Origin of the sequence: Psychrobacter piscatorii, from assembly GCF_001444505.1 — a bacterium.
Classification (GTDB): Bacteria; Pseudomonadota; Gammaproteobacteria; order Pseudomonadales; family Moraxellaceae; genus Psychrobacter; species Psychrobacter piscatorii_B.
Map to the genome: position 1 here is coordinate 15,226 of NZ_LNDJ01000054.1, position 23,839 is coordinate 39,064.

Annotated in this window: 18 protein-coding genes; 9 read left to right on the forward strand and 9 right to left on the reverse strand. The window is 45.2% G+C overall.

From position 1 onward, the window contains the following. Positions 1–256 precede the first annotated feature (256 nt). Complete coding sequence (locus tag AS194_RS04460) at positions 257–772, forward strand: Spy/CpxP family protein refolding chaperone (RefSeq protein ID WP_058024271.1); 516 nt, start codon at positions 257–259, stop codon at positions 770–772. Between the two features lie 110 nt (positions 773–882). On the opposite strand, the gene AS194_RS04465 is transcribed toward AS194_RS04460, so the two are convergent. Continuing rightward, positions 883–2,469, reverse strand: a complete 1,587-nt coding sequence (locus AS194_RS04465) for a hypothetical protein (RefSeq protein ID WP_058024272.1) — start codon at positions 2,467–2,469, stop codon at positions 883–885. A gap of 55 nt (positions 2,470–2,524) precedes the next feature. After that, complete coding sequence (locus tag AS194_RS04470; RefSeq protein WP_058024273.1) at positions 2,525–4,657, reverse strand: hypothetical protein; 2,133 nt, start codon at positions 4,655–4,657, stop codon at positions 2,525–2,527. A gap of 317 nt (positions 4,658–4,974) precedes the next feature. On the opposite strand from AS194_RS04470, the gene ggt reads away from it, so the two are divergent. The 5 genes from ggt (at position 4,975) to cysE (ending at position 13,372) form a co-directional block, all read left to right on the forward strand. Continuing rightward, on the forward strand, positions 4,975–6,924 hold the full coding sequence (gene ggt, locus AS194_RS04475; RefSeq protein ID WP_058024274.1) for a gamma-glutamyltransferase: 1,950 nt from the start codon (positions 4,975–4,977) through the stop codon (positions 6,922–6,924). A 297-nt stretch (positions 6,925–7,221) separates the two neighbouring features. Beyond that, positions 7,222–10,941, forward strand: a complete 3,720-nt coding sequence (gene dnaE / locus AS194_RS04480; RefSeq protein WP_058024275.1) for a DNA polymerase III subunit alpha — start codon at positions 7,222–7,224, stop codon at positions 10,939–10,941. Positions 10,942–11,012: 71 nt separating this feature from the next. Further along, positions 11,013–11,393 carry an Hpt domain-containing protein gene (locus AS194_RS04485; protein WP_058024276.1) on the forward strand — a complete coding sequence of 127 codons (381 nt, stop codon included), beginning with the start codon at positions 11,013–11,015 and terminating at the stop codon, positions 11,391–11,393. Next, positions 11,393–12,271, forward strand: coding sequence for an RNA methyltransferase (locus AS194_RS04490; RefSeq protein ID WP_058024277.1), 879 nt, complete (start codon positions 11,393–11,395; stop codon positions 12,269–12,271). The genes AS194_RS04485 and AS194_RS04490 overlap by 1 nt, the downstream gene beginning before the upstream one ends. Before the next feature lie 189 nt (positions 12,272–12,460). Further along, positions 12,461–13,372 carry a serine O-acetyltransferase gene (gene cysE / locus AS194_RS04495; protein WP_058024278.1) on the forward strand — a complete coding sequence of 304 codons (912 nt, stop codon included), beginning with the start codon at positions 12,461–12,463 and terminating at the stop codon, positions 13,370–13,372. Between the two features lie 170 nt (positions 13,373–13,542). Here cysE and AS194_RS04500 read toward each other — a convergent pair whose 3' ends face one another. The 6 genes from AS194_RS04500 to pheA all read right to left on the reverse strand — a co-directional run bounded on the left by AS194_RS04500 (position 13,543) and on the right by pheA (position 20,662). Beyond that, positions 13,543–14,046, reverse strand: coding sequence for a 2-amino-4-hydroxy-6-hydroxymethyldihydropteridine diphosphokinase (locus AS194_RS04500; protein WP_227511575.1), 504 nt, complete (start codon positions 14,044–14,046; stop codon positions 13,543–13,545). Positions 14,047–14,065: 19 nt separating this feature from the next. Further along, positions 14,066–14,503 (reverse strand): dihydroneopterin aldolase, encoded by a 438-nt coding sequence (gene folB, locus AS194_RS04505; RefSeq protein WP_058024279.1) that lies wholly within the window; start codon positions 14,501–14,503, stop codon positions 14,066–14,068. A 57-nt stretch (positions 14,504–14,560) separates the two neighbouring features. Beyond that, entirely contained in the window at positions 14,561–15,511 is a 951-nt protein-coding gene (gene rarD, locus AS194_RS04510; protein ID WP_058024280.1) for an EamA family transporter RarD, read from the reverse strand. 226 nt (positions 15,512–15,737) lie between these two features. Beyond that, complete coding sequence (locus tag AS194_RS04515) at positions 15,738–18,029, reverse strand: bifunctional prephenate dehydrogenase/3-phosphoshikimate 1-carboxyvinyltransferase (RefSeq protein ID WP_058024296.1); 2,292 nt, start codon at positions 18,027–18,029, stop codon at positions 15,738–15,740. 222 nt (positions 18,030–18,251) lie between these two features. Beyond that, positions 18,252–19,394 carry a histidinol-phosphate transaminase gene (gene hisC, locus AS194_RS04520; protein ID WP_058024281.1) on the reverse strand — a complete coding sequence of 381 codons (1,143 nt, stop codon included), beginning with the start codon at positions 19,392–19,394 and terminating at the stop codon, positions 18,252–18,254. Positions 19,395–19,489: 95 nt separating this feature from the next. Further along, positions 19,490–20,662, reverse strand: coding sequence for a prephenate dehydratase (gene pheA / locus AS194_RS04525; protein ID WP_058024282.1), 1,173 nt, complete (start codon positions 20,660–20,662; stop codon positions 19,490–19,492). Positions 20,663–21,161: 499 nt separating this feature from the next. Between pheA and AS194_RS04530 the strand changes: the two genes are divergently transcribed. Both AS194_RS04530 and AS194_RS04535 read left to right on the forward strand, forming a co-directional pair. Further along, on the forward strand, positions 21,162–22,106 hold the full coding sequence (locus AS194_RS04530; protein ID WP_058024283.1) for a transaldolase: 945 nt from the start codon (positions 21,162–21,164) through the stop codon (positions 22,104–22,106). 102 nt (positions 22,107–22,208) lie between these two features. Next, on the forward strand, positions 22,209–22,661 hold the full coding sequence (locus AS194_RS04535; protein ID WP_058024284.1) for a hypothetical protein: 453 nt from the start codon (positions 22,209–22,211) through the stop codon (positions 22,659–22,661). Between the two features lie 86 nt (positions 22,662–22,747). On the opposite strand, the gene AS194_RS04540 is transcribed toward AS194_RS04535, so the two are convergent. Next, entirely contained in the window at positions 22,748–23,314 is a 567-nt protein-coding gene (locus AS194_RS04540; protein WP_083499595.1) for an adenine phosphoribosyltransferase, read from the reverse strand. Between the two features lie 349 nt (positions 23,315–23,663). On the opposite strand from AS194_RS04540, the gene AS194_RS04545 reads away from it, so the two are divergent. Beyond that, a complete protein-coding gene (locus AS194_RS04545) occupies positions 23,664–23,828 on the forward strand; it encodes a rubredoxin (RefSeq protein WP_057759803.1) in 165 nt (54 codons plus the stop codon). The last annotated feature ends 11 nt before the right edge of the window (positions 23,829–23,839 follow it).

A 23,839-nucleotide genomic window follows, 5' to 3' on the forward strand; every position in this document is an offset into this window, starting at 1 on the left:
TTTTAATTGGCTTTTATTCGTTTACTTGCCCATATTATCAGGCAAGCGCGTGTCAATTCGCTATAAACGTTACCTTTCTTAATACTTCATAAATGTTCGTAACCTTTAACTGCCGTAAGATAGCTTCTATCAACCGCAAGACCTGCACTTTTAAGACGACTAATCACAACGATTAATAGCGCTTAAAACGCGATGCTTGCAAGATAAGACTTTAGTATTTACTTAACCAAACTCACTGTAATTAAAGGATGTCATCATGAAAAAATTATTATTGGGCTCAGTATTAGCAGCTTCTAGCGTATTTACTGTGACAGCATGTTCTAGTGTCAATGCAGCCTCTGACACCGCGCCAATGAATCAAATGCAAAAGAACCATAAAGACGGCGCCATGAGAGGCCCAATGTCAAAACTGAATCTAACAGCGACGCAGCAAGCGCAAATCAAAGCCATCATGCAAGAAAAACATGGCGACCGCGTAGCTGACCGTGAAAAACATCAGGCAGAACGCGCACAAATGGAACAACAAATACAAGCACTGACCAATGCAAGTACGTTGAACAACGCGGCGGTAAACCGTTTGGCCGATCAGCAAGCGGCAAAAGCAAAACAACGCTTTATTGAGCGCGTCCAAACGCAGCATGCCATCTCTCAGGTGTTGACCGCTGAGCAGCGTGCAAAAATGGAACAGCTCAAATCAGAAAGACAAGAAGAAGGTCGTAAGCACTCAAAAGATCGTAAAGGCCATGACAAGCCACATCATCAAGGCATGTAAAAAATCTGTCACAACATAAGTGATGGCCATATTAAAAAAAGCGCACCGTTTATACGATGCGCTTTTTTACGACAGTATCCTACTTAACACTCAATGATGCTATCTTCCAGTTAGTCTGTCGCCCCAAAACGTTCTTTCGCCATTGGCAGCACGTTAAATATCATTTTACCCACTGCTGTGCCATTACCATCGCGATAATATTGCAACAGCTCAGGGCCGTATTCTCGCATATCAATGCTATTACTGGCGTTCGGTGATTGAACATTATTTGGCAGATTCGGAAATGCCTTATCTTTGCCATTAGTAGCAGAATACTGCTGCAAGACATCTATTGTCATACTTTTATCTGGCGCAGTTTTGCCAGTGTTATCTAATTGGCGGTGCAGATGCTGCCATTTGAGCTGACCACGTTTGTCAAATCCATATAGCTCTTCTACTGTGGCGTTTGCAGCGACTTTAGATTCCGTCTTATCTTCATCATTTATTTGAGCATTTATCATAGCCAGTATTGTTTGCACCATCGCTTTACTAGTGAGTTCCTTTGAGCTTTGAATCGTCTCAAAGGCTGTCATAGGCTCGGCTTCTTTTACCAGCTCTGGATATTTTTGGCTAATGCGCTTGTAGAAGATTTGCAGATAATTTTGATAATCGTCTTGATAGCTATCAAAACTTTGTACTCGGCGAATGATTTGGTCAGTTGAGAGCATTGCTGATAGCTGATGCGCAGGCAACTTGGGAGACAGCGATGCAAGCGTACTAGCCGCGACATAGTTGAACTGGCTAACAGGCGCCGCCTCATAAGTCAGATCCGATGCAGCAAAGTGGCTTTTTATCACCTCACTACCGAATCCTTTAGGGAGCGTTCCATCATCAATCGCTATTTTTAGCCATTTGTTTTGCCATTTTGTACCGAGCTTATCGTCTAATAGCTCAGAATTGAACATCGCAACATTATCTGCCCATAGGTAGATATCACCATTTTTCATGTCGACATAGATGGGCTGATTGATACTGCTGTGATGATTGCGTGCTAGATATTGGGCGCTGGCGAGCATCGTCGCCTTACCTGCCAATGGCTGATAGACACCCTGAGCATCGATAGACAGTGGTTTTAGTAGATACTCATCGAGCAGTTGCGCTTTTTTAATATCTAGTGGTTTTGGTTTGTCTTCATAACTGTCAAACAGCGCTTGATAGTCTGCTGGCACTGTCACATCGCTATCGTACTGGTGCTCCTCCCACGCATAATAAGCATCCACGCACTCAAGATAAGATTGCTTGAGGGCATCACGCTCTTTATCGTAATCGGTGGCGAAAATGTCTTTATTTTGCTTTTCTGCCTGCATGATCAATGCCGCATAGGCTTGGTCATGTGTCTCTTCGCAGTGTGCATCCACATAATCTGATGCCACGACTTGTGCGCCAGATGCCGCCGTACGCTGCTGGCGGTTACTGATCTCAATATTGCTATGGTATCTGAACGATTGGCGGCGCTGTTTTTGTAATGCGCTGGCCAATGTTTTTTTGGCGGTGCTGGGTGACGGGTTCGCCGCCAGCGTATTTGAAGGGTTCACATTGGTCGTTTGGCAACCAGTTAGCAAAAGCGCCCCTGATAGAAAAACACTGGTCAATAATAAGTGATTTTTCATCATAGATGGCAGACGACGTTGGATCAGATTTTGAGGTGCGATTTTCATTTTTTATCCTTAATAGAGATGAGGGTACATACGATAAGTTGATGCGACTTATTTTTTATTGTGTATTGTCGTCATCATACGTAGAGCTCTCATCAATTGATTCTGCATCATAACGATTCTCATATTCGTCACTACTATAATCAGTCTCTAAGCTGCCATCCTCATAATCGTAACGCGCATAGCGTGCCGTTTGTAGTCTGTCTTTTTTCTGGCGCTGTGCTGCTATCCATGCATTACCATCGATAGGCGCTACCGCATTTGAGCCAAATGACTCTGCCAATAGTGGCGTTAGGGCATGTCTTTTAAAGCTGGCTTTATCATAGCGGACTTGATTGAGCATGGTCGTCGTAGAGCCAAGTAAATCACCACCGATATTGACGCGCTGCTGCTTGGCAAGCAGGCGATCTGAGTTATCTAAATAATAGTAATTAATCTGATTAAAAGAGATAGGGCCAATGGCTTCGATAAACTGCAATAACGAACCCACATCCGCACTTTGATAGCCTTTGTTGTATAGCTGTGCTTTGGCAAGCGCCGCCTTTAGTATAGCGCCATCAGGATATTTTTCTAGATGGGCATCCACATACTCTTGCAACGACTTGGTCACATATTTCAGAGTCTTACCAATCATTTCACCACTTTGTTGACTGCCAAAATAAACTTTTACTGCTCGAGTCGCGCCAACTTCTTTGGCAAACGCATCACCACTGATGTCTACGGCGCTAAAGTGCTCAGGTGCCAACTCTGCCATGCTGCTCTGTATGGCATTTAGCACTGCATCATAGAGTACCGCGGGCGGCAACTGCGCCGTGATACTTTCAGGCAAACCAAAGCTGACCGTATGTGAGGCCATCTGCGAGGGTAATGGGGTGTTCTCAGGATTGACGAGCGCAACGATTGGCATGATTGCCGATGGGTCGAGCGTGACACTGCTGTTGTTAAAATCAAATGCCACTGGTATCTGTATGGATGAGCTGATGGTTGGCGTGGCATAGTCGTAGCTATAGACGCTTTGTAATTGCCGCTGTTTTGGGTTGTACTGACTGACGCTATTGAATGTCAAATGCTGATATTGATAGGCGTTGGATGCAGCGATTTGCTCAGGAGTGCGGCTGAACATCGTCAGTATGTTACCAATCAAGCCAGTAGAAGACATTGATAGCTCCTCGCTATTGGTCGGCTCTGTCTTAGCACGCTGTTTTGCCATTTGCATGGCTTCATATTTTGCAGCCATTGTCTTCGGGCTTAACCTCGACATGCCGGAGAGCATGCCTCCAGTCTCACCGCCGTACTCATCATATTCGTCAGTGGCATATTCATCAGTAGAATAGTCATCACTGACATAATCGTCGCTATCACGGTCTTCTGCATCGTAGTCGTACTCTTCATCAGCACTGGCTGGCTCATTCTCCCCTGCTTCAGCCAATATAGCAGCAATGGCCTTTCTTTCTGCTTCAGCTTCTGCTATAGACTTATCATAGTCACTAGGATAGTCGGACTCTATCGAATCTTTCGCATCATCATAATCGTAGTTAATACCCTCTACCACACAGACTTCATAAGCGTCATCATCTTCGTTTTCATTGCATTTATTCGACTCTACACCTACCGCTGCTAATTCTGCTCTAGCCTCAGCTTGCGCTTCATCATCGCTACTATCATACATACCCTCAGGCTGATAGGCATAGGTCTCTATAATCGTTCTAAGTAAGCTGCTTGAGCCTGCATCGATACTATCGGCATCGATAAATGGTACTGCTTGGTAATTGGCTTGCGCGACGGCCACATGCTCTGTTGCCAAATGCTGGCGAATCGCTGTCAATAAATGCGCCTTGGCTTGGTGTTCAGTGTTGGGATATTTTTCTTGATTAAACAGTTGCGCGTAACGCTCAGCTTGGGCCTCTTGACTAGCCGTAAAAGCGCGACCTTGACGTTGGCTCTGAGCAAGATTTGCAGTGCTAAAATCCATAAGGGTACTGGAGGCTGCCACATCCGCTGAGGCAGTCGGATTTGATTGACAACCTGTAAGCACAAGCGACGCACTACCAACTAGCAAAGCGATAGAGGTTAATTTGCTTGTTTGAAATACATGACCATTATTATTTTTATTGTCAGTGATAGGCAAATAATTACTCGCCATCTCAGAGTAGCACTGTCGATTACGGTTATTAACATGGTTTGATGACATAAGAATCTCTTTGTATAAATAGCCAGTCGTTAACGGATGTACATTAGTACTGTACTTTATATCACAAGACGTTACAATTTAGTAATATTAAGACCCATTTTTAAAGAAAATCTTCACTGGTTAGTGAGCTTCTCTGCACAATTCATATGACACTAATTATGTATATATCGATAGAAAATCACTCGTACTGCACATCATATAAAAACTCAAATGACAAAAGATGATAAACAACTTTCTACTATTTGATATTTTCGTTACTATTTAAGCGTATTTATTTGATACCCTCTTTTTTCTACTCGCCCAAAAAGGACTTTGCGATGTCACCATCATTATCTCACCAGCATCGAATGACTCAGCAAAAAACCCCCAAGACTCATAACAAGTTAAAATCTAGTGCTTTACTGATTACGAGTGCGCTACTACTCTCTGTCTCAGCCCATGCGCTAGAGCCAACCGTTTCAGCCAACAGCCCCACAGTCAATAACACATCCATTGATACCAATGCGCTAAATCTAGCCATTATGACGGACAATCCAACTGTCCTATCTGAAACCAAACGCATCACACGGGCAAAAACCAGTACTCTAAAAACCACCTCAAACAATGCCAATAGCGACCAAGCTATCTACTCTGAAGATGCAATTCATCATCCAGTATGGGCAAAAAATGGCATGGTCGCCACCCAAGAAGCGCTTGCTTCTGACATCGGATTACAGATTTTGAAAGACGGTGGTAATGCGGTAGATGCTGGGGTTGCGGTTGGCTTTGCCCTTGCTGTGACCTTGCCACGTGCTGGTAATATCGGTGGTGGCGGCTTTATGATGATTTATGACGCCAAGCAAGACAAAACCGTCGCGCTTGATTATCGTGAAAAAGCACCAAGTAGCGCCTCTCGCGATATGTATCTCGACGATGAGGGCAACGCAGTCAGTGACTTATCTCGTTATCATGGCTTAGCCGTTGGGGTGCCGGGGACAGTAGCAGGGCTACTAAAAGCATTAGAAGAGCATGGCACCATGAGCCGCGAGCAAGTCATGGCACCAGCGATCGCATTGGCAGAAGACGGTATAGAGGTTACTGCAGGTTTGTCCGAATCGCTTACTGCTTTGAGTGATCGCTTGCAAAAATGGCCAAGCACCAAAAAGGTATTTTTCAAGCCTGATGGCAGCGCTTATCAACCGGGTGAGCGGTTAAAGCAGCCTGAGCTTGCCCGCTCGCTAAAGCGAATCGCGGTACAAGGCGCAGACGGATTTTATAAAGGGAAAACCGCGCGTGACATCGTAAAAACCGTCAATGAAGCAGGCGGTAGTATGAGCTTGCAGGATTTAGCCGATTACGAAGCCATCGCCCGCGTGCCTGTCAAAGGTGATTACCGTGGTTATGAGATTGTCTCTATGCCACCGCCCTCCTCTGGTGGTATTCACATTATTGAAATATTAAATATCTTAGAAGGCTATCCACTGGGGGACTATGGTCAAAACAGCGCACAAACCATTCACTTGATGGCGGAAGCAATGCAACTGGCTTATGCAGATCGTGCTGAGTACCTAGGGGATTCTGACTTTATCGACGTACCTGCTAGCGGCCTAACGTCACAAGCCTATGCGGATAACCTGCGTACGTTAATTGATCCAAATAAAGCCACGCCAGCCGCGACCATCAAAGCAAACAACCCGCTCCCTTATGAGAGCGATCAAACCACGCATTTCTCTATCGTTGATAAAGACGGCAATGCCATCGCCAACACCTATACGTTGAACTTCTCTTATGGCACTGGTCTCGTGGCTGACGGCACAGGTATTTTGTTAAATAACGAAATGGATGATTTTTCTGCCAAGCCGGGCGTACCAAATGGCTATGGACTGATTGGTGGTGACGCCAATGCTGTTGAAGCCAATAAGCGTCCGCTATCCTCGATGAGTCCAACGCTGGTATTCAAAGACAACAAACCGTATATCGTTACGGGCAGCCCAGGCGGTAGTCGTATTATCACGACCGTCACTCAAATCATCTCCAACGTCATCGACCATGATATGAACATCGCTGAGGCAACCCACGCGCCGCGTATTCATGACCAATGGCTACCTGATGAGATTCGAGTTGAAAAAGCACTAAATATTGATACGGTCAAAAAACTAGAATCTATGGGTCATACCGTCAGTCCAAAATCAGCCATGGGCTCCACGCAGTCGATTATGCTCACACCAAACGGCCTGTATGGATCTTCTGATCCCCGTATTGTGGATGCAGCGGTGGTTGGATACTAAGTTAAATTGTCATTACTTATCAATTATATAGCCCTCCGCACTTTACCTTGTTGAGGGTTTTTTTATATCATTTCTTACGTAATTAAATTGACATGATAATTCACATCCCTCAGATTAAACCCTTGCAATCGGTGGCTGCATGCCACAAATAATGCTATTATTAACGACCCCATTTAAAGCGTATCAACATGGCTACCGAGGTCTTAACCACCTCTCGATAACACTACAAATGATTGATAATCATCCTGTATTTTATCGCTAGCTTATTTCTTTTGATCGTACTAGTAAGAGTCTTCTATGGCATTTGTACACCTTGGTATCCACAGCGAATATTCCATCACCGATTCTATCGTGCGCATCAAGCCGCTCGTGAAAGCGGCGGCAGCTGACAATCAGCGGGCGCTGGCTTTGACTGATTTGTCCAATTTATATGCCACGGTGAAGTTTTATCGTGCTTGCCTAGGCGCGGGTATCAAGCCCATTATCGGCAGCGAAGTCATCATGGATAATGAAGACACGCGCCTCACCCTACTTGCGATGAATAACGAAGGCTATCAAAACATTACCCGTATCGTGTCTCTTGGGTTTACCGAAGGTCGCGCTGACCCTGTCAATCATGGCGTCCCTGTTATCAAGCGTAGCCATATTCTAGAACATGCGGCAGGTGTGATTGTTCTACTGACCGAAAAGTCAGACGTAGGCCAAGCACTGGTAGGCTCTATGCCAGAAAAAGCCGATGAGCTGCTCACCGAGTGGCAAGCGCAATTTGGCGATCGTTTATACTTTGCCATCAAGCGTACCAATCGCTCAGGCGAGGACGCTTTTATTAGAGCAGCCATTCACTCAGGTGCCAAGCACCATATTCCTATCATTGCGCACAATGATGTGCGTTTTTTGGAGCAAGAGGATTTTGATGCGCATGAAGCCCGCGTGTGTATCGCAGGCTCTTATGTCTTAGCTGATCCCAGTCGTCCGCAAACCTACTCAGATGAGCAATACCTCAAAACCCAAGAGCAAATGGCGCAGCTGTTTGCTGATATTCCGCAAGTAGTTGATAACACGTTGCGCTTGGCAACCCGCTGTAATGTCACTTTGACACTGGGCATTAATGTACTACCCGACTTCCCTGTCCCTGAAGGCGAGACGATTGAATCGTTTTTTCGGGCAGAGTCAAAGCGCGGTCTGGAAGAGCGCTTAGACAAGCTTTTCCCTGTCGAAGCACGTACGGACAATTGGAGCGACTTCCGTCAAAGATATGACGAGCGCCTCGCCTACGAGCTGGATATTATTCTATCCATGGGCTTTCCCGGTTACTTCCTAATTGTGATGGACTTTATCCGCTGGGCAAAAGCCAATGGTGTCCCCGTAGGCCCTGGACGTGGTTCTGGTGCAGGTTCATTGGTCGCCTACGCGCTCAATATTACCGACCTTGATCCGATTCATTACGATCTACTATTCGAGCGCTTCTTGAACCCTGAGCGTGTATCGATGCCCGATTTCGATATCGACTTTTGTATCGAAGGGCGCGATCGCGTGATTGACTATGTGGCGCAAACCTACGGTCGTGATGCCGTTTCACAGATTATTACCTTTGGTACGATGGCCGCAAAAGCGGTGGTGCGCGATGTGGCACGCGTCCAAAGTAAATCATACTTCTTGGCCAATAAAATATCCAAGCTCATTCCCAAAACACCGGGCATCACCCTCAGCCAAGCGCTTGAGCAAGAACCACAGCTCAAAGACTTGATCTCTAACCCTGACAACATGGATTATGAAGATGCCATTGAAATCTGGGAGATGGCAGTCAAGCTCGAAGGCGTCTGCCGAAACGTCGGTAAACATGCTGGTGGTGTATTGATTGCGCCGCATAAAATCACGGACTTTAGTGCCATTTATTGTGATGATGAGGGTCACCGTGTCAGCCAGTTTGATAAAGACGATGTCGAGGCGGTAGGACTGGTGAAGTTTGACTTTTTGGGTCTACGTAACTTAACGGTCATCAACGCAGCGGTTGAGAATATCAACTTGCGCCGTGCCAAAGAAAACGTACCCGCATTGGTATTGGAAGATTTGCCGTTAGATGATGTTAAAGCCTATAAGTTGCTGCAAGATGCCAAAACAACCGCCGTCTTTCAGCTAGAAAGTATGGGTATGAAAAAGTATTTGGCCAAACTGCAGCCGACCAATATCGAAGATGTGATCGCCATGTGTGCGCTGTATCGTCCCGGCCCACTTGATGCAGGCATGGTAGAGATGTATATCGACCGTAAGCACGGCCGTGAGGAAGTCATTTATGACCATCCCAATCTCGAACCGATTTTAGAAAATACTAACGGCGTTATTGTCTATCAAGAACAGGTCATGCAAATCTCGCAGGTCATGGCAGGTTATAGTTTGGGCGGTGCTGATATGCTTCGCCGCGCCATGGGTAAGAAAAAACCTGAAGAGATGGCAAAGCAGCGCGATATCTTTGTCACTGGTGCAACCTCACAAGGTATTGATGAGGTCACGTCAGGCGGCGTGTTTGATTTGATGGAAAAGTTTGCAGGTTATGGCTTTAACCGCTCGCATTCTGCGGCTTATGGGGTACTTGCCTATCAAACGGCTTATCTCAAGCAGTACTACCCTGCCGAATTCATGGCAGCGGTATTGACGTCCGATATGAATAACACCGACAATGTGGTGTTCTTTATCAATGATTGCCGCGAAAACTTTGATTTGACTGTGGTCAATCCGTCAGTCAATCGCAGCGAGTGGCACTTTGTCGCAGACACCCCGACCAATATCATTTATGGTCTTGGGGCGATCAAAGGTGTTGGTGAAGGGGCTGTCGAGTCCATCGTTAATGCTCGTCGAACGGATGGACCTTTTAAAGACTTATATGATTTTTGCCGCCGTGTGGACATCAAAAAGGTTAATAAGCGTACACTAGAAGCATTGGTTAGCGCAGGCTGTTTTGATGACTTTGCTACGACGCTACGACCCGACTTACCAGCAGACGAAGCTTACGAGATTCGCGGTGCATTGATGAGCCAATTGCCAAGCGCGGTGCAAGCAGCTGAGCAAGATCGGCAGAACAACGAGCTTGGCATGATGGATTTGTTTGGCGAAATGGACGGTGTTGTGGCAGCGCCGCCACTCGTGATGACGCCAGAGTTGATTTGGGGTGACAAGCATCGCCTAAAAGCGGAAAAGAACACCTTAGGATTGTACCTAACGGGTCATCCAATTAATGAATACTTAGATGAGTTAAAACGCTATACCTCAGGCGCTCGTCTTAATAAACTGGCAGATACTGGTTATAACGGTAGTTGCTATTTTGCAGGACTCATTATAGACATCGCTAACTTTGGTAATCGTAATGTGATTACTTTAGATGATGGCACGTCGAGATTGGAAGTCAGCTGCTATGCTGAGCGTTTCAACCGTGTCAAAGAGCAATTGAAAATCGATGAAGTCGTCATTATCAAAGGCAGTATTCGTGAGCGTGATGGGCGCTTGTTTGCGCGTCTTGATAGTGCCATGAGCATGGTCGATGCGCGCCTGCGTTGGCTCAAAAAAATCAGTATCAAAGTCCATGGTAGCGATATCGACCTTCTTACACGCTTGCAACCATTACTCAAATCTGCACAGGCTGATATCATACCTGAGCCACGCTTGGCTTATAATCAAGAGCAAGATGAGCCAGGCAATAGTGGTAGTAACACTTACGACCCTGCCATGGGCGGCAGTTTGTATGATGAAAATGGCAATGACTTACTGGCTCTAGAGAACGATATAAACCATGACGCAATTAATCAAAATAGCATGCCACAAAGTTATGCGAACAATGCGCTCAGTAATACAGATACTTCTATCAATGATAACTGCTTGCCACTTGGTTTGAGCGTGTATGACGTTTATGGTATCGCCAATGTGGGACTATCCGAACATTGGCGGGTTTACCCGAACGATGATAACTTGCAACAACTGAAGACGTTAGTTAGTGAAGATAACTTACACTTTCATTACAGCTAAAATGCACAATCCCACCAAAAATCTACTATAGTAACTTGACTGCTTTAACTTTTAACAATTGGATAAAAGCCATGACTGACATGACGAATAATAATATGACTGGTCAGACTGATGAAGAGATTATCAATCACGAACAGTTCGAAGACATGCGTGACTTGCTAGAAGAAGATTTTGTCGAGCTGATACAAGTGTACATCAATGACAGTCAAAAACGCGTTGCAGCTCTGCGAATCGCTCAGCAAGAAGATGATAACGCCAATGGCTTTGAAACCGCTCATGCCCTAAAAGGCGCAAGTGCCAATTTGGGTACGACTCAGCTGGTTCGTCTTAGCAGCCAGCTACAAGAATGCTGCCGTGAGCGCCGCATTAGTGAACAAGCTGATCTTATTGAAGAGATTGCCGACGCATTACAACGTGCTGAACAAGAAATCAATCAAAGATTGGGGCAATAATGAGTAACGACTCTTTATCATCTACTGAGCAAGCCCTTACAGTGAATGACTACCTCGACTGCTTACAAGTCATCATGGTCAATACGACTTTGCCTGCCAATATCGGCTCAGCCGCACGCGCCATGCATACAATGGGCTTGTCCCGTTTGACCGTTGTCGACCCCAAATTGCCAATTGATGAGACCAGTGTCTCTCATGCGGCAGGTGGTAGTGAGCTGCTGTCATCTGCTGTGATCGCACATACTTTAGAGTCTGCCATTGCCGGCTGTCAGCTGGCATTTGCAGCCAGCAGTCGCAGTCGTCATATGCCGCGCCCTGTTGTGACACCCACGCAAGCCGCTAAGATTATGTTTGATTTTATTGATACACAGTCGATTTTAAGTGCAAATGACAGTAACGTTAACACCTCATCATCTGCTGTTTCTAGCAAACCAAGTATCGCGATATTATTTGGGCGTGAAGATCGTGGGTTGACCAATGAAGAGTTGGCTTATGCTGATTATCATATTCAAATTGACGCCAACCCTGCTTACCCTGTACTAAATGTCGCCTCAGCAGTGCAGGTCATTGCCAGCTTTATCTTTGCTTATGCTCAAACGCATACTCATGCAGCGAACAGTTTAGACGAGAACAACGACTCCCAATCGACGATTAAAGTGAATTTGCGTCAACAATGGGATGAGCCCGCTATCAATCAGCAGCAGCTGCAACAGCTTACTCAGCGTACTACTGACCTTATGGTACAGCGCGGTCTAGCAAATAGCGAACATCTAAAGTCATTGCCATCACGCTTGTCTAGACTTGGGTCACGCCTACAGCTTGATCAAAAAGAGTATCAACTATTAAGTGCTTTGATTGCAAAATTATCCAAAGACTAAAACAAGTCATTGTTTATCAGCTTGCCTTAATTTGAGAGCTTTTTACTATATTTTGCGGTACAAAGCTGTTATAACTTAGAAAAAATGAGCAACAATATACCCTCATCATTATTTAACCATCATGACCATAAAATAAAGACATTGCTACTTTAGCAACGCTACTTTACCGACGAATAGATAGGACGCTTTATGTCATTGCCATCCAAATTGTTCAGATCGCTTGTCAGTATCAAAAAAGATCTGAAAGAAGATATCGATGCGGTATTTAACCGCGATCCTGCAGCGCGCAATAGTCTGGAAGTCATCCTAACCTACCCAGGTATCCATGCGCTCATTCTACATCGCGGTGCGCACTGTCTGTGGAATCATGAACAGAAACTGGCGGCTCGCGTCATCTCATATGGCTCGCGTATTATTACAGGTATTGAGATTCACCCTGCTGCCAAGATTGGTAAGCGCTTCTTTATCGATCATGGTGTTGGGGTCGTCATCGGTGAGACTGCTGAGATTGGCAACGACGTGACGTTGTATCACGGTGTTACTCTAGGCGGTGTGTCTTGGAATAATGGCAAACGCCACCCAACGCTAGAAGACGGTGTAACCGTAGGTGCTGGTGCAAAAGTCTTGGGGCCATTTACAGTCGGCAAAAACGCCAAAATTGGCTCGAATGCAGTGGTAGTCAAACCAGTACCAGCAGGCGCTACGATGGTTGGCAGTGCTGCTCGTATGATCTCAGATCATCACGATGAAAAAGGCAATCCCATCGCGACAAAAGTACAAGATGCCAAGCAACAAGAAAAAGTCGCGCAAGCTGGCGAGAGCATCAAGGATCAAGCAGCTGACACCACCTCTACTGCAAAACGCACCAATACCTTTCGCGCCTATGGTATCGACCCTTATTCGCAAGACCCTGTCGCAGAAGCGTTTGCTAAAATGCTCGAACACATTCAACAATCAGAGAATCGTCTCGATCAGTTGCAGTCAGCGATGTGTGATATCGATCCTAATTTTTGTAAAAAGAAATACGATAAGCTGTGCCTAGAGGATTTAGATGTGATTGGTCGTGCTGATATCGATGCAGCAGATAACGAGCAGAAGTGAATACGAGAGTTTCAGTAAAACAAATAAAACTAGGGGGCGTACAATACATTTTACGCCCCTTAGTCTTATCTACTGCAAAAATATCAGATGTTATCAGTGTGAGTTAAAATAAGTCACCCCACTAACTGTCTATTTATTATCAATTTTTTCTCAAAACGCTATTCAAACAGCTAATCAGTAAATGTAGTTAACTCTTCAATCCCTACAATTTCATGCGCTTTAAAGGGATAACGATTCGCCATTACAATCCAATCAGATATTGATTTAGATGTTAACCCTTTGCTTAGGCTATTTTCTATAGTAGCCAATTTAATCATCAAAATATCAATATCCATTGTCACTCGTCGCACTTGATTTGGCTCAACCTGTCGATGTCTATTACAGTTCCCTTCAAGCGTTTTAAAGGTTTGCTGTAGTTGTTGTAGACTCATCGGTGTATTCAGTACTAGATGAACACACTGATTGGTATAGTCAGGCTTTGGCTGTTCCAAGGTTGCAGTAAAATCAGGGTTTTGAAAAGCCGTAGATAGTCGTATCTCACCCAGCGCTGCCAAACTCTCTCGAGCAATCGGTAGATATTTTTCGGCTTGATAGTTACTACCTAGCGCTAACACTGCCTCTACCACGGACTGCGCTTGCAGAATCTCAGGTGCGCATTGTGTTAGCGTTGCCATATTCAAATCCATTGACGTTTTATGCATCATCGGCTTGGCTGTCATTAACTTCTTTGGTAACGTCTTTAGTAGCTGGCTCATTGGTTGATGCTGGCGCATAACGTGTTATTTGTACCCCTACCGCATCTGCTTGGGCAATAGCAGTCGGCTTGGCAATGCTCAACGTGATTTTTTGGCAGTCATATTTTGCAAATAGCTTATCAGATATTTGTCCGGCCAAATGCTCAAGCAGCTTTGCCTGAATCTCTTTGCACCACTCGTTCACATCATCGCATACTTCTTTATAGCTTAGCGCATCGCTGACATCATCGGACACAGCGGCACGGCTAATGTCGGTCTCAAGCGTGATATCGATCAGTAACGGCTGAGTAATGGCGCGCTCCCAATCAAACACACCAATGACCGCTTCAACTTTTAGACCTTTTATAAATACCACATCAGACTGGGTATGAAACATGCTTCCATCCTTGTTTGCTAATTTTTTGTTCGTATTTTTGATTTTTTAATTAACCGATTATAAAGCCTCTTTACGGAGACGCTCAGCCTTTAACACTTTACTTGGACGATGTCGCCACAGATCAATGCTAAATAAGAGTAACCCTAACCAAATCAAACCAAATACTGCCAGACGATGTAGATCAAATGGTTCATTGTAATAAAATACCGCTAAGAAGAAAATAAAGGTCGGCGTCAGATAATTCATAAAGCTTAAGATACTATATGCCACAAGCTTGGTCGATTTATTAAATAATAAAAGCGGTATCAACGTAATCGGACCTGCGAGCATCAGTAGCCAAATGTTTGAGCTGAACCAAAAGCTTAGCTGATGGCTGACGACATCTGACTGCCAAAACCACCAAATACATAAAGGTACTAGCATGGCCGTTTCAACAAACATAGCATCGACAGCAGTCAATGGGGTTTGCCGCTGAATGGTGCCATAAGTACTAAAGCTGAATGCTAAAATCAATGATATCCACGGCAGACTACCAAGCATCACCACTTGAATGACCACAGACAGTAGTGCAAAGCCAATGGCTACCCATTGTAGCGTGCGCAGGCGCTCTTTGAATAAAATCATCGATAAGCCAACACCTACCAATGGCCCAATAAAGTATCCCAAACTGGCCTCAAGGATACGATCATGATTGACCGCCCATACATAGGTCAGCCAGTTGGTTGCGATAATTAACCCAGAGACGAGTGACAACGCGATCCATCTTGGGTTTTGTTTGAGCGTCTCTATCCATCCCCAACGCTTGGTCGCTACCAATACAATGAGTAGGCAAAAAAACGTCCAAACAATACGGTGCCCGATAATCTCTGTTGCATCGTAATTGGATAATTGCTTAAAGTATAAAGGGAAACCACCCCAGATAAAAAAGGCAACAAGGGCAGTGATAATACCGCGTCTGGTTGTGGTAATCGGGGCAACAGGTTTTTTGACGACATTTTGGGTAGTCATAGTACAGGACAACTTTTTAGAGCAAAGCGCACCCTCACCTAATTCTGATTATTATTATCAATTTAGTGGTGAAAGCGCAGGGTCACTACAGTGAAATTATAAGATAAAAAGCAATATACTCATGCCAATAGTGACATGAGTACATTGCTAACAATATTAGATTGAGCTTTTTATGGATGCTTTACAGTGCATGATTATAGGAAAATGTTGATCCGCACTCACTCATTTATTCAGCATCAGTATCCACTTGAATAGACATACCGATTTGGTTAGCCAGCTCAGCAAAACCTGGGAAGCTGGTATTGACCGTCTCAACCCCCTCAATGGTAATTTGCTCAGCAGCACGTAGACTCGCAACAGAGAAACTCATCGCAATACGGTGATCATGATGCGAGACAATGTGACCACCACCAAAGACAGGCTGGCTATTATTTATATCGCCGTTCTCAGTAGCAGTGCCTTTGCCTTCAATAATCAGCCCATCATCAGTGACAGTACAATCGATGCCAAGCGTCTGTAAACCTTCAGCCATCACCGCAATACGATCCGACTCTTTGACGCGTAACTCTTTGGCGCCAGTCAAGACGGTACGCCCTTTGGCACAGCTAGCCGCGACAAACAGTACAGGGAACTCATCAATCGCTAGTGGTACGAGATGCTCTGGTATCTCAATACCGACCAAGTTTGAGCTGCGAATGGTAATATCAGCCACTGGCTCGCCGCCAACATGGGCCTCATTGCTTAGGCTAATATCTGCATTCATTAATTTTAGAATATCAATAACGCCAGTACGCGTAGGATTGATACCGACTTGCGTCAAGGTCAACTCGCTGTTTTGGCTAATAGCTGCTCCTACCATAAAAAACGCCGCAGATGAGATATCAGCAGGAACCGCAATATCGCCACCTGTTAGTGTGCCGCCACCGGTGACACTGATACGGTTGCCTTCTACAATTACTGGATAACCAAAGGCTGATAGCATACGCTCGGTATGGTCACGGCTGATCTCAGGCTGAGTGACCGTTGTCGTACCCTCGGCCCATAGACCTGCTAGCAGCAAACAAGATTTTACCTGTGCTGATGCCACTGGCATATTATATTCGGTGCCTTGCAATGGCTTACCAGCGGTATCACGACCCGTAATGCTAAGCGGTGCCGTACCACTATGACCCGTACTTTGGATGACGGCACCCATCGTGCGTAACGGTGCAGCCACACGCTCCATCGGGCGTTTGTTTAGGCTAGTATCACCCGTTAATACGCTATCAAATGATTGCGCCGCCAAGATACCAGATAGTAGACGCATGCTCGTGCCCGAGTTACCCATATACAAAGGCGTTTTGCTAGGCTTTAGGCCATTCATACCGACACCATGAATGGTCAAATTACCATTATCAGGGCCCTCAATCGTGACACCCATATCACGAAATGCTTGCAGCGTTGCAAGGGCATCTTCCCCTTCCAAGAATCCAGTAACGTGGGTTACGCCTGTGGCAAGACTGCCAAGCATAATGCTGCGATGCGAGATAGATTTGTCACCAGGAATGGCAATGGTGCCAGAGACAGTATTGCTAGGGGTAATATTATAAGAAGCTGACATGGCAGAAGTATCCGTATAAGGGGTGCTGGCTAACATATGGCCAAAATGTCGCCGTGCGGCTTGCGCGCGGCCCAAAAGTCCCATCAGGGCGGTTGAATCTTTATCAATGATGAGCTGGCGCATGGTTTGCAGATAGACACCATACTCATCAAGGGCGCTCACAATGGCGCTTTTATTGGCAAAAAATATATCATGCCACATTTTGGGGTCGCTTGCGGCGATACGCGTAAAATCGCGGAACCCACCGGCAGCATAACGAAAAATATCTAAATTATCATCGTGGCTTGCCAATTGCTCAACCAAGTTAAAGGCAAGCAGATGCGGCAAATGGCTGGTATGCGCCAATATACGATCATGGTGACCTGCATCCATCGATATGACATTTGCACCCACTGATTCCCACAATAGTCGCAACTTAGTAATCGCGACATTGCTTGTGGTAGCTAGCTCACAGATGATGACACTATGATTGACAAATAAACTGGCGCGGCGGGCATGATACCCTGAATTTTCAGCCCCAGCAATTGGATGCGCTGGCACTAGACCTACCGGCAACGAACCAAACACCGCTTTGGCCGCGTCAATGATATTGACTTTGGTACTACAGACATCGGTTAAGATACAGTCAGCGGCAAGCTGTCCGTTATCCATTGCCTGTTTGATATCTACAAACACTGCTTGTACTGCCTGTACAGGCACTGCAATGATGATTAAATCACTACCGCTTATGACGTCTTGTAGGTTTGCACTACCAGCATCAAGCAGACCATGCTCGATAGCTTCTGTAATACTTGGTGCATGACTATCGACTGCGACCAGACGCTCACTTAAGCCATTATCTTTAATAGCTTGCGCGAAGCTAGCACCAATGAGCCCAAGTCCAATCACACAAACTTGTTCGAATATAGGTCGATGCATATTTAAAGAGGGCTGAAGATTGTTTTTTTTCTGACGACTCACGGCTTTTCTCGTTGAACGCGCTCGGATAAATTTCGGTAAATCCCAGCGTTATATAAGTTAATGGCTAGTTAAGATCACTTCTTACTAAATAATACCTTTGATCAAAACATATCGATGGATGTGATGAGGACATGTCCCTATTTTAAAAATGGTGATAAACGTTTGAATTGGGGACATGCTCTAGTCTTCACTGAGAATAGAACGCAAAGTATCAATCAAACGTAAATTGTCCTCAGCCACACCTACCGTAATGCGTAACCAGTTTGGCAACCCATAAGCGCCCAATGGCCGAACAATAACGCCTTGCTCAAGGAGTGCTTGATGGATTGAAGCGGCAGTTATATCTTCCATCTCAACCTGCACTTCAACCATAATGAAATTGGCATGCGACTTCACAAAACCCAACCCCAATGTATCAAACTGCTTTTCTAACCAACGCATTTGCTCATCATTCATCTGGCGCGTTTTTTCGATAAAATCTTGATCAGCAAGTGCTGCAGCGGCAGCAGCTAGGCCTACACGGCTGACATTGAATGGCTGACGAATTCGGTTCAATAACTCTGCAACAGCTACTGAGCTTAAGGCATAGCCCACACGTAAACCTGCCAGCCCATAAGCTTTAGAAAACGTACGCACAATGATGACATTATCAAACTCATCTAACAATGCGCGGTTGTTACTCTCAGGGCTATACTCGATATAAGCTTCATCCAATACAACCAAGACTGAGCTTGGCACACTGGCAACGAACTGGCGCAGCTCTTTTTGCTCTAACTGCGTACCCGTTGGATTGTTCGGATTGGCAATAAAGACGATTTTGGTATTGGGATTATCTTGTACCGCTTGGCTCATGGCTTTTAGGTCATGACCAAACCGATGAGCAGGCACCTCAACATCCATCGCGCCTTGCATCTTTGCCAGCATAGAGTAGACCACAAATGCATACTGACTATAGACGATAGCATCATCAGCACCCACAAAACTACGTGCCAAAATATCGAGCAAATCATCAGAGCCATTGCCAAGCGTAATCTGCTCGACCTTGACATCATTAAAGTCAGCTAACGCTTGCTTCAGATAATAGCCATTGCCATCAGGATAACGTGATAATTGACCCAGTTGCTCAGTGATGGCTAGTGTCACTCGCGGTGAGCACCCCATCGGGTTCTCATTGCTAGCCAGCTTCACCACATCTGAGACACCATATTCGCGCGTCAGCTCTTCAATTGGTTTACCTGTCTGATAAGGTACCAACGCCAGAATACTGTCATAAGCTGGCGTTAATGGCGATAGGTTTGATGCTGTCAATTGATCAGGCTGCATGGTTTATCCTTGGAGGTTATCACTAAATGCGATCGCCCATCTATTAGGTGTCAATCTCGATAGATAAACAAGCTAATAGATGAGCCAATATATTTCTACAATACTGCTTTTGGATATGAGCCTAAGATGCGCAGATCTTTTACCAATGGGCGAATATCGTTGATAGCGGCGCTAACATTTGGATCATTGATATGACCGTTCATATCAATAAAGAACACATATGCCCACTTATTAGGACGCTCAGGACGTGTCTCGATACTGGTCATCGAGACGCCATGATATGACAAAGGTTTCAAGATTTCGATCAATGCACCAGCTCTGTCATGGGCTGAGACCACGATGGAGGTTTTGTCTTGACCAGAAGGCGCAATGGCCTCATGTCCGATGATAAGGAAACGAGTGGTATTGCTTGGATTGTCTTCAATGTTTGAGTAAAGCTTATGCAAGCCGTACTCTGCAACCGCAACGTCGCCAGCGATTGCTGCTGAATGCCATTCGTTTTTGAGGCGACGTGCCGCTTCACCATTGCTTGATACCGCAACGCGCTCCACATTAGGAAAATTCACATCTAGCCAATGACGACACTGCGCCAATGACTGTTGGTGCGAATAAATACGGCTTAAACCATCAAGCTTAGTATGCTCAGCGACTAAGAAGTTTTGGTGAATCGGTAGCTCAACTTCACCAATAATTTTTAGCGTAGAAGATAAAAATCCGTCCAAAGTATGATTGACAACCCCTTCTGAAGAGTTTTCGACAGGGACAACGCCATACATCGCCGTGCCCGCTTCAACCTCACGGAATACATCGGTAATGGTCGTCATTGGCACGGTATCAGCAGCTTTACCAAAATGCTTTAATGCAGCGGCATGGGTAAAGGTGCCAACTGGTCCTAAGAAAGCAATACGCTGCGGCGCTTCTAAGTCTAGGCATACCGACATGATTTCACGGAACAAACGCGCCATCTTTTCGTCAGCGATTGGACCCGTATTACGCTCCATAACCGCTTTTAACACCTGTGCTTCACGCTCAGGACGATAAAAGATAGGATTGGTATTGTCATCAGCGGCCGTGTGGTTTTTCTTTACTGCTGCCACTTGTTGCGCCAGCTTGGCACGGTTATTGATGAGTGTTTGGATTTCGCAGTCGACCGCATCAATGTTTTGGCGAATATTGTCTAAAAACTCTTTTTCAGTTGCGGTGTCGCTAGCGCCTGCGGCGGTTTGATTTAGATTGTCCATGGTTTGTTCTGGTGACTGCTCGCTCATTACCGCCCATCCTTTTTAGATTTTATCACTGTTAGGTATTACTAATATTTAGATATGAATATCTGCTAAATTTTACTATGTTTTTTAAATGCTTCGATTATCTCTACATACCGATAGTGCTTGAGAGTGTCATTATGAAGTCATTGGTAAATAGCGGTCAATGACCAAAACTATTTTGACCATCATCCAAAAACAGTCTATCAGAAACATCGCGCGTCATTGGCGTTCTCTGGTATTACTGCTATATTGGTCGCCAAGTACATAAGACCAACGGATGACCGGCTCTACTATAGCAAAAACTCGAGTCAGTGCCCATTCGTAAATAGTGATAAGTCAGCAAATTATTATTAATATTATCACAGTTAAGTGATATGACAGTGGCGCATAGCACAACTATGAGCAAACACACGTAGAAAACTGTGTTACAGTTTCCATTCAGCTCCCTACCCTGCGATATATAAGAGGAGCACCAAATCATTAATAAGAAAAAGGATATCTGATGAGCGCATTACAACAATTACGTACTATGACGACCATTGTCGCTGATACTGGCGACCTTGCTGCTATTGCCCGACTAAAACCTATCGATGCGACCACCAATCCAAGCCTCATCACCAAAGCCCTCATTCATCCTGATAACCAAGGTATGCTATCAGAAACAATGAGCCGCCATAATGGCGATGTAGATGCAGTGATTGACGCCCTGACCATTCAAGTTGGTTGTGATATTTTGGCGCTTATTGAAGGGCGCGTTTCTACCGAAGTCGATGCGCGTTTGTCTTATGATACTGGGGCGACGATCGATAAGGCCCTTGAGTTTATGGACGCTTATCAAAAAGCTGGCATCGACTCAGAGCGAGTATTGATCAAAATGGCAGCAACTTGGCAGGGAATTGAAGCGGCACGTTATCTTGAAACCCAAGGCATCCACTGTAACTTGACTCTATTATTTGGTCAGCATCAAGCAATCGCCTGCGCAGATGCGGGCGTGACGCTCATCTCTCCTTTTGTAGGGCGTATTTTAGATTGGCAAAAACGCCAGCAAAACCGCCAAAATGTACCGGCTTCTGAGGATATGGGCGTACAATCTGTCAAACTTATTTACCAATACTACAAGCAGCATGGCTATCATACGCAAGTCATGGGGGCGAGTTTCCGCTCAACTGAGCAGATATTGGCACTCGCAGGTTGCGATTTGTTGACCATTGCACCCAACCTAATCGATGAGCTGGCAGCCATGGATATTGATGTGCCTCGTCAGTTATCGCCGAGCATAGCCATGGATATGCAAGCGATGAGCCAAGTGAGCTTGACGCATGAAGAGTTCAGCGCGGCCTATCAGCAAGACACAGTCACACAAGACCTATTACCAAAAGGTATTGATGGTTTTATTGGGGCACGTGATGAGCTGGCGAAGACGCTAGCGGCCATCCGCGGGCAATAAACGAGGCACGATAAGCACTCGTCTGGCACAAAAGATATTTGCCTGCCCACAGTAAGTTGGCTATCATGAGCGACTTCAGATAACAAGAAGCAAGGCTTAAGTATGAAACGGCTATCAATGTTATTGGCAGGCAGTGTTTTAGTGACCAACGCCCATGCGGTCAATTGGGTCGAGGTGACCGAGAGCGACTTTGGATCGACGTTTAGCTTAGATGTAGACTCTATTGAACACTCTGACATCAGCATCATAGACGAAAAAGACGTCGAAAATATCACTGTCTCTTTGCTAAGAACCTATCCTACGCAAAAAGATAAGAGCACAGTGAAAGAAAAACCCATCCATCATAGCGATCAGCAATTACTGATTTCTTGTAAAGATTTCAGTTACTATAAAAGAGCTTACGTCGATTATAGCGCTGATAATAAAGTCATTAAGTCGTGGCAATCAGAAAAGCCTATACTGACCACCAAAGACTTTAAGATCACCACACCAAAGACGGTTGGTCGCACGCTGATCGAGTACGCCTGTAAAAGCTATGAGCAAAACAAATCGTAATATCATTAGACTCACCACAAAAAAAGCGCCCTGATGATTTTCAGGGCGCTTTTTTATACTCTATAAACTCTCTTGAACAATCAAACTTACGCCTTTAATACCGTATAGACAGGTACTGGGAACTCGCCATGTAGCTCAACCAAATCTAATAAAACTAATGCGCCGACCACAGTATGATCGGCTGACTGGCATAACTCATAAGCGGTCGTCAATGTGCCTCCAGTCGCCAAGATATCATCGACCAGTAGTACGCGTTCAGGTGGCAAGTTGTTTTGCATCTCAAGCGTGTCTTTGCCATACTCAAGCGCATAGGCCTTATTAGCGACAGGTGGCGGCAGTTTACCTGGTTTGCGGAGCAATATCATACCCTTACCCAATCTTCCTGCCAGCATACTGGCAAATACAAACCCGCGCGCCTCAACAGCCCCTAAGCAATCCACCTCATCCATCAGTCCCTCTGGCAACGCGGCAAGCAGCGCATCAATGACAGCATCAATATGACTGCGCAGTAACGGGGTAATATCATAAAAATCAATGCCAGCTTTTGGAAAGTCTGGTACTGTGCGAATAATCTGCCAAAACGGATGGACAGTATTGAGCATTGGAGTCGTCTCATTTTTGATAGTGGCAGATGTGGCGGCGTTAATACTCATGAAAACCCTTAGCTTGTATATGTTATATGGCTTGGACAATAGTTAGACACTGATAGATCAGCAGGCAATTATGGCTGACAGTGTCAATTTAGCGGCCGTTATTATAGCATGATTGGCTTTTTTGTGGCGGCTTATAGCCCAAGATCGTACTTCGCTTCGGTACGATGGTTCAGATGATGGACTTGATAAAAGCCAATTTCATCTCAATATACAAGTGTAAACTTAACTATGAAAATAACGGTTATATGCTAAACTACGTGCGCTTTTACCGTCTAATATAATGACTGTAATACGAAATATAAGCGTTTATGACGCACTGTGACACTGGTAATGATCGATAGGACTATTTATGAAACGTTATGAATGTATTGTCTGCGGCTGGATCTATGACGAAGCGCTTGGCTGCCCTGAAGAAGGTATTGCCCCTGGCACCAAATGGGAAGACATCCCTGATGACTGGACCTGCCCTGAGTGCGGTGTCGGCAAGCTTGATTTTGAGATGCTTGAGCTGTAGTAGATGACCCT

Bases quoted from the DNA above. Each gene is read 5' to 3' on its own strand.
- AS194_RS04460 (WP_058024271.1), top strand. From the start codon at position 257: ATGAAAAAATTATTATTGGGCTCAGTATTAGCAGCTTCTAGCGTATTT.
- AS194_RS04465 (WP_058024272.1), bottom strand. From the start codon at position 2,469: ATGAAAATCGCACCTCAAAATCTGATCCAACGTCGTCTGCCATCTATG.
- AS194_RS04470 (WP_058024273.1), bottom strand. From the start codon at position 4,657: ATGTCATCAAACCATGTTAATAACCGTAATCGACAGTGCTACTCTGAG.
- ggt (WP_058024274.1), top strand. From the start codon at position 4,975: ATGTCACCATCATTATCTCACCAGCATCGAATGACTCAGCAAAAAACC.
- dnaE (WP_058024275.1), top strand. From the start codon at position 7,222: ATGGCATTTGTACACCTTGGTATCCACAGCGAATATTCCATCACCGAT.
- AS194_RS04485 (WP_058024276.1), top strand. From the start codon at position 11,013: ATGACTGACATGACGAATAATAATATGACTGGTCAGACTGATGAAGAG.
- AS194_RS04490 (WP_058024277.1), top strand. From the start codon at position 11,393: ATGAGTAACGACTCTTTATCATCTACTGAGCAAGCCCTTACAGTGAAT.
- cysE (WP_058024278.1), top strand. From the start codon at position 12,461: ATGTCATTGCCATCCAAATTGTTCAGATCGCTTGTCAGTATCAAAAAA.
- AS194_RS04500 (WP_227511575.1), bottom strand. From the start codon at position 14,046: ATGGCAACGCTAACACAATGCGCACCTGAGATTCTGCAAGCGCAGTCC.
- folB (WP_058024279.1), bottom strand. From the start codon at position 14,503: ATGTTTCATACCCAGTCTGATGTGGTATTTATAAAAGGTCTAAAAGTT.
- rarD (WP_058024280.1), bottom strand. From the start codon at position 15,511: ATGACTACCCAAAATGTCGTCAAAAAACCTGTTGCCCCGATTACCACA.
- AS194_RS04515 (WP_058024296.1), bottom strand. From the start codon at position 18,029: ATGCATCGACCTATATTCGAACAAGTTTGTGTGATTGGACTTGGGCTC.
- hisC (WP_058024281.1), bottom strand. From the start codon at position 19,394: ATGCAGCCTGATCAATTGACAGCATCAAACCTATCGCCATTAACGCCA.
- pheA (WP_058024282.1), bottom strand. From the start codon at position 20,662: ATGAGCGAGCAGTCACCAGAACAAACCATGGACAATCTAAATCAAACC.
- AS194_RS04530 (WP_058024283.1), top strand. From the start codon at position 21,162: ATGAGCGCATTACAACAATTACGTACTATGACGACCATTGTCGCTGAT.
- AS194_RS04535 (WP_058024284.1), top strand. From the start codon at position 22,209: ATGAAACGGCTATCAATGTTATTGGCAGGCAGTGTTTTAGTGACCAAC.
- AS194_RS04540 (WP_083499595.1), bottom strand. From the start codon at position 23,314: ATGAGTATTAACGCCGCCACATCTGCCACTATCAAAAATGAGACGACT.
- AS194_RS04545 (WP_057759803.1), top strand. From the start codon at position 23,664: ATGAAACGTTATGAATGTATTGTCTGCGGCTGGATCTATGACGAAGCG.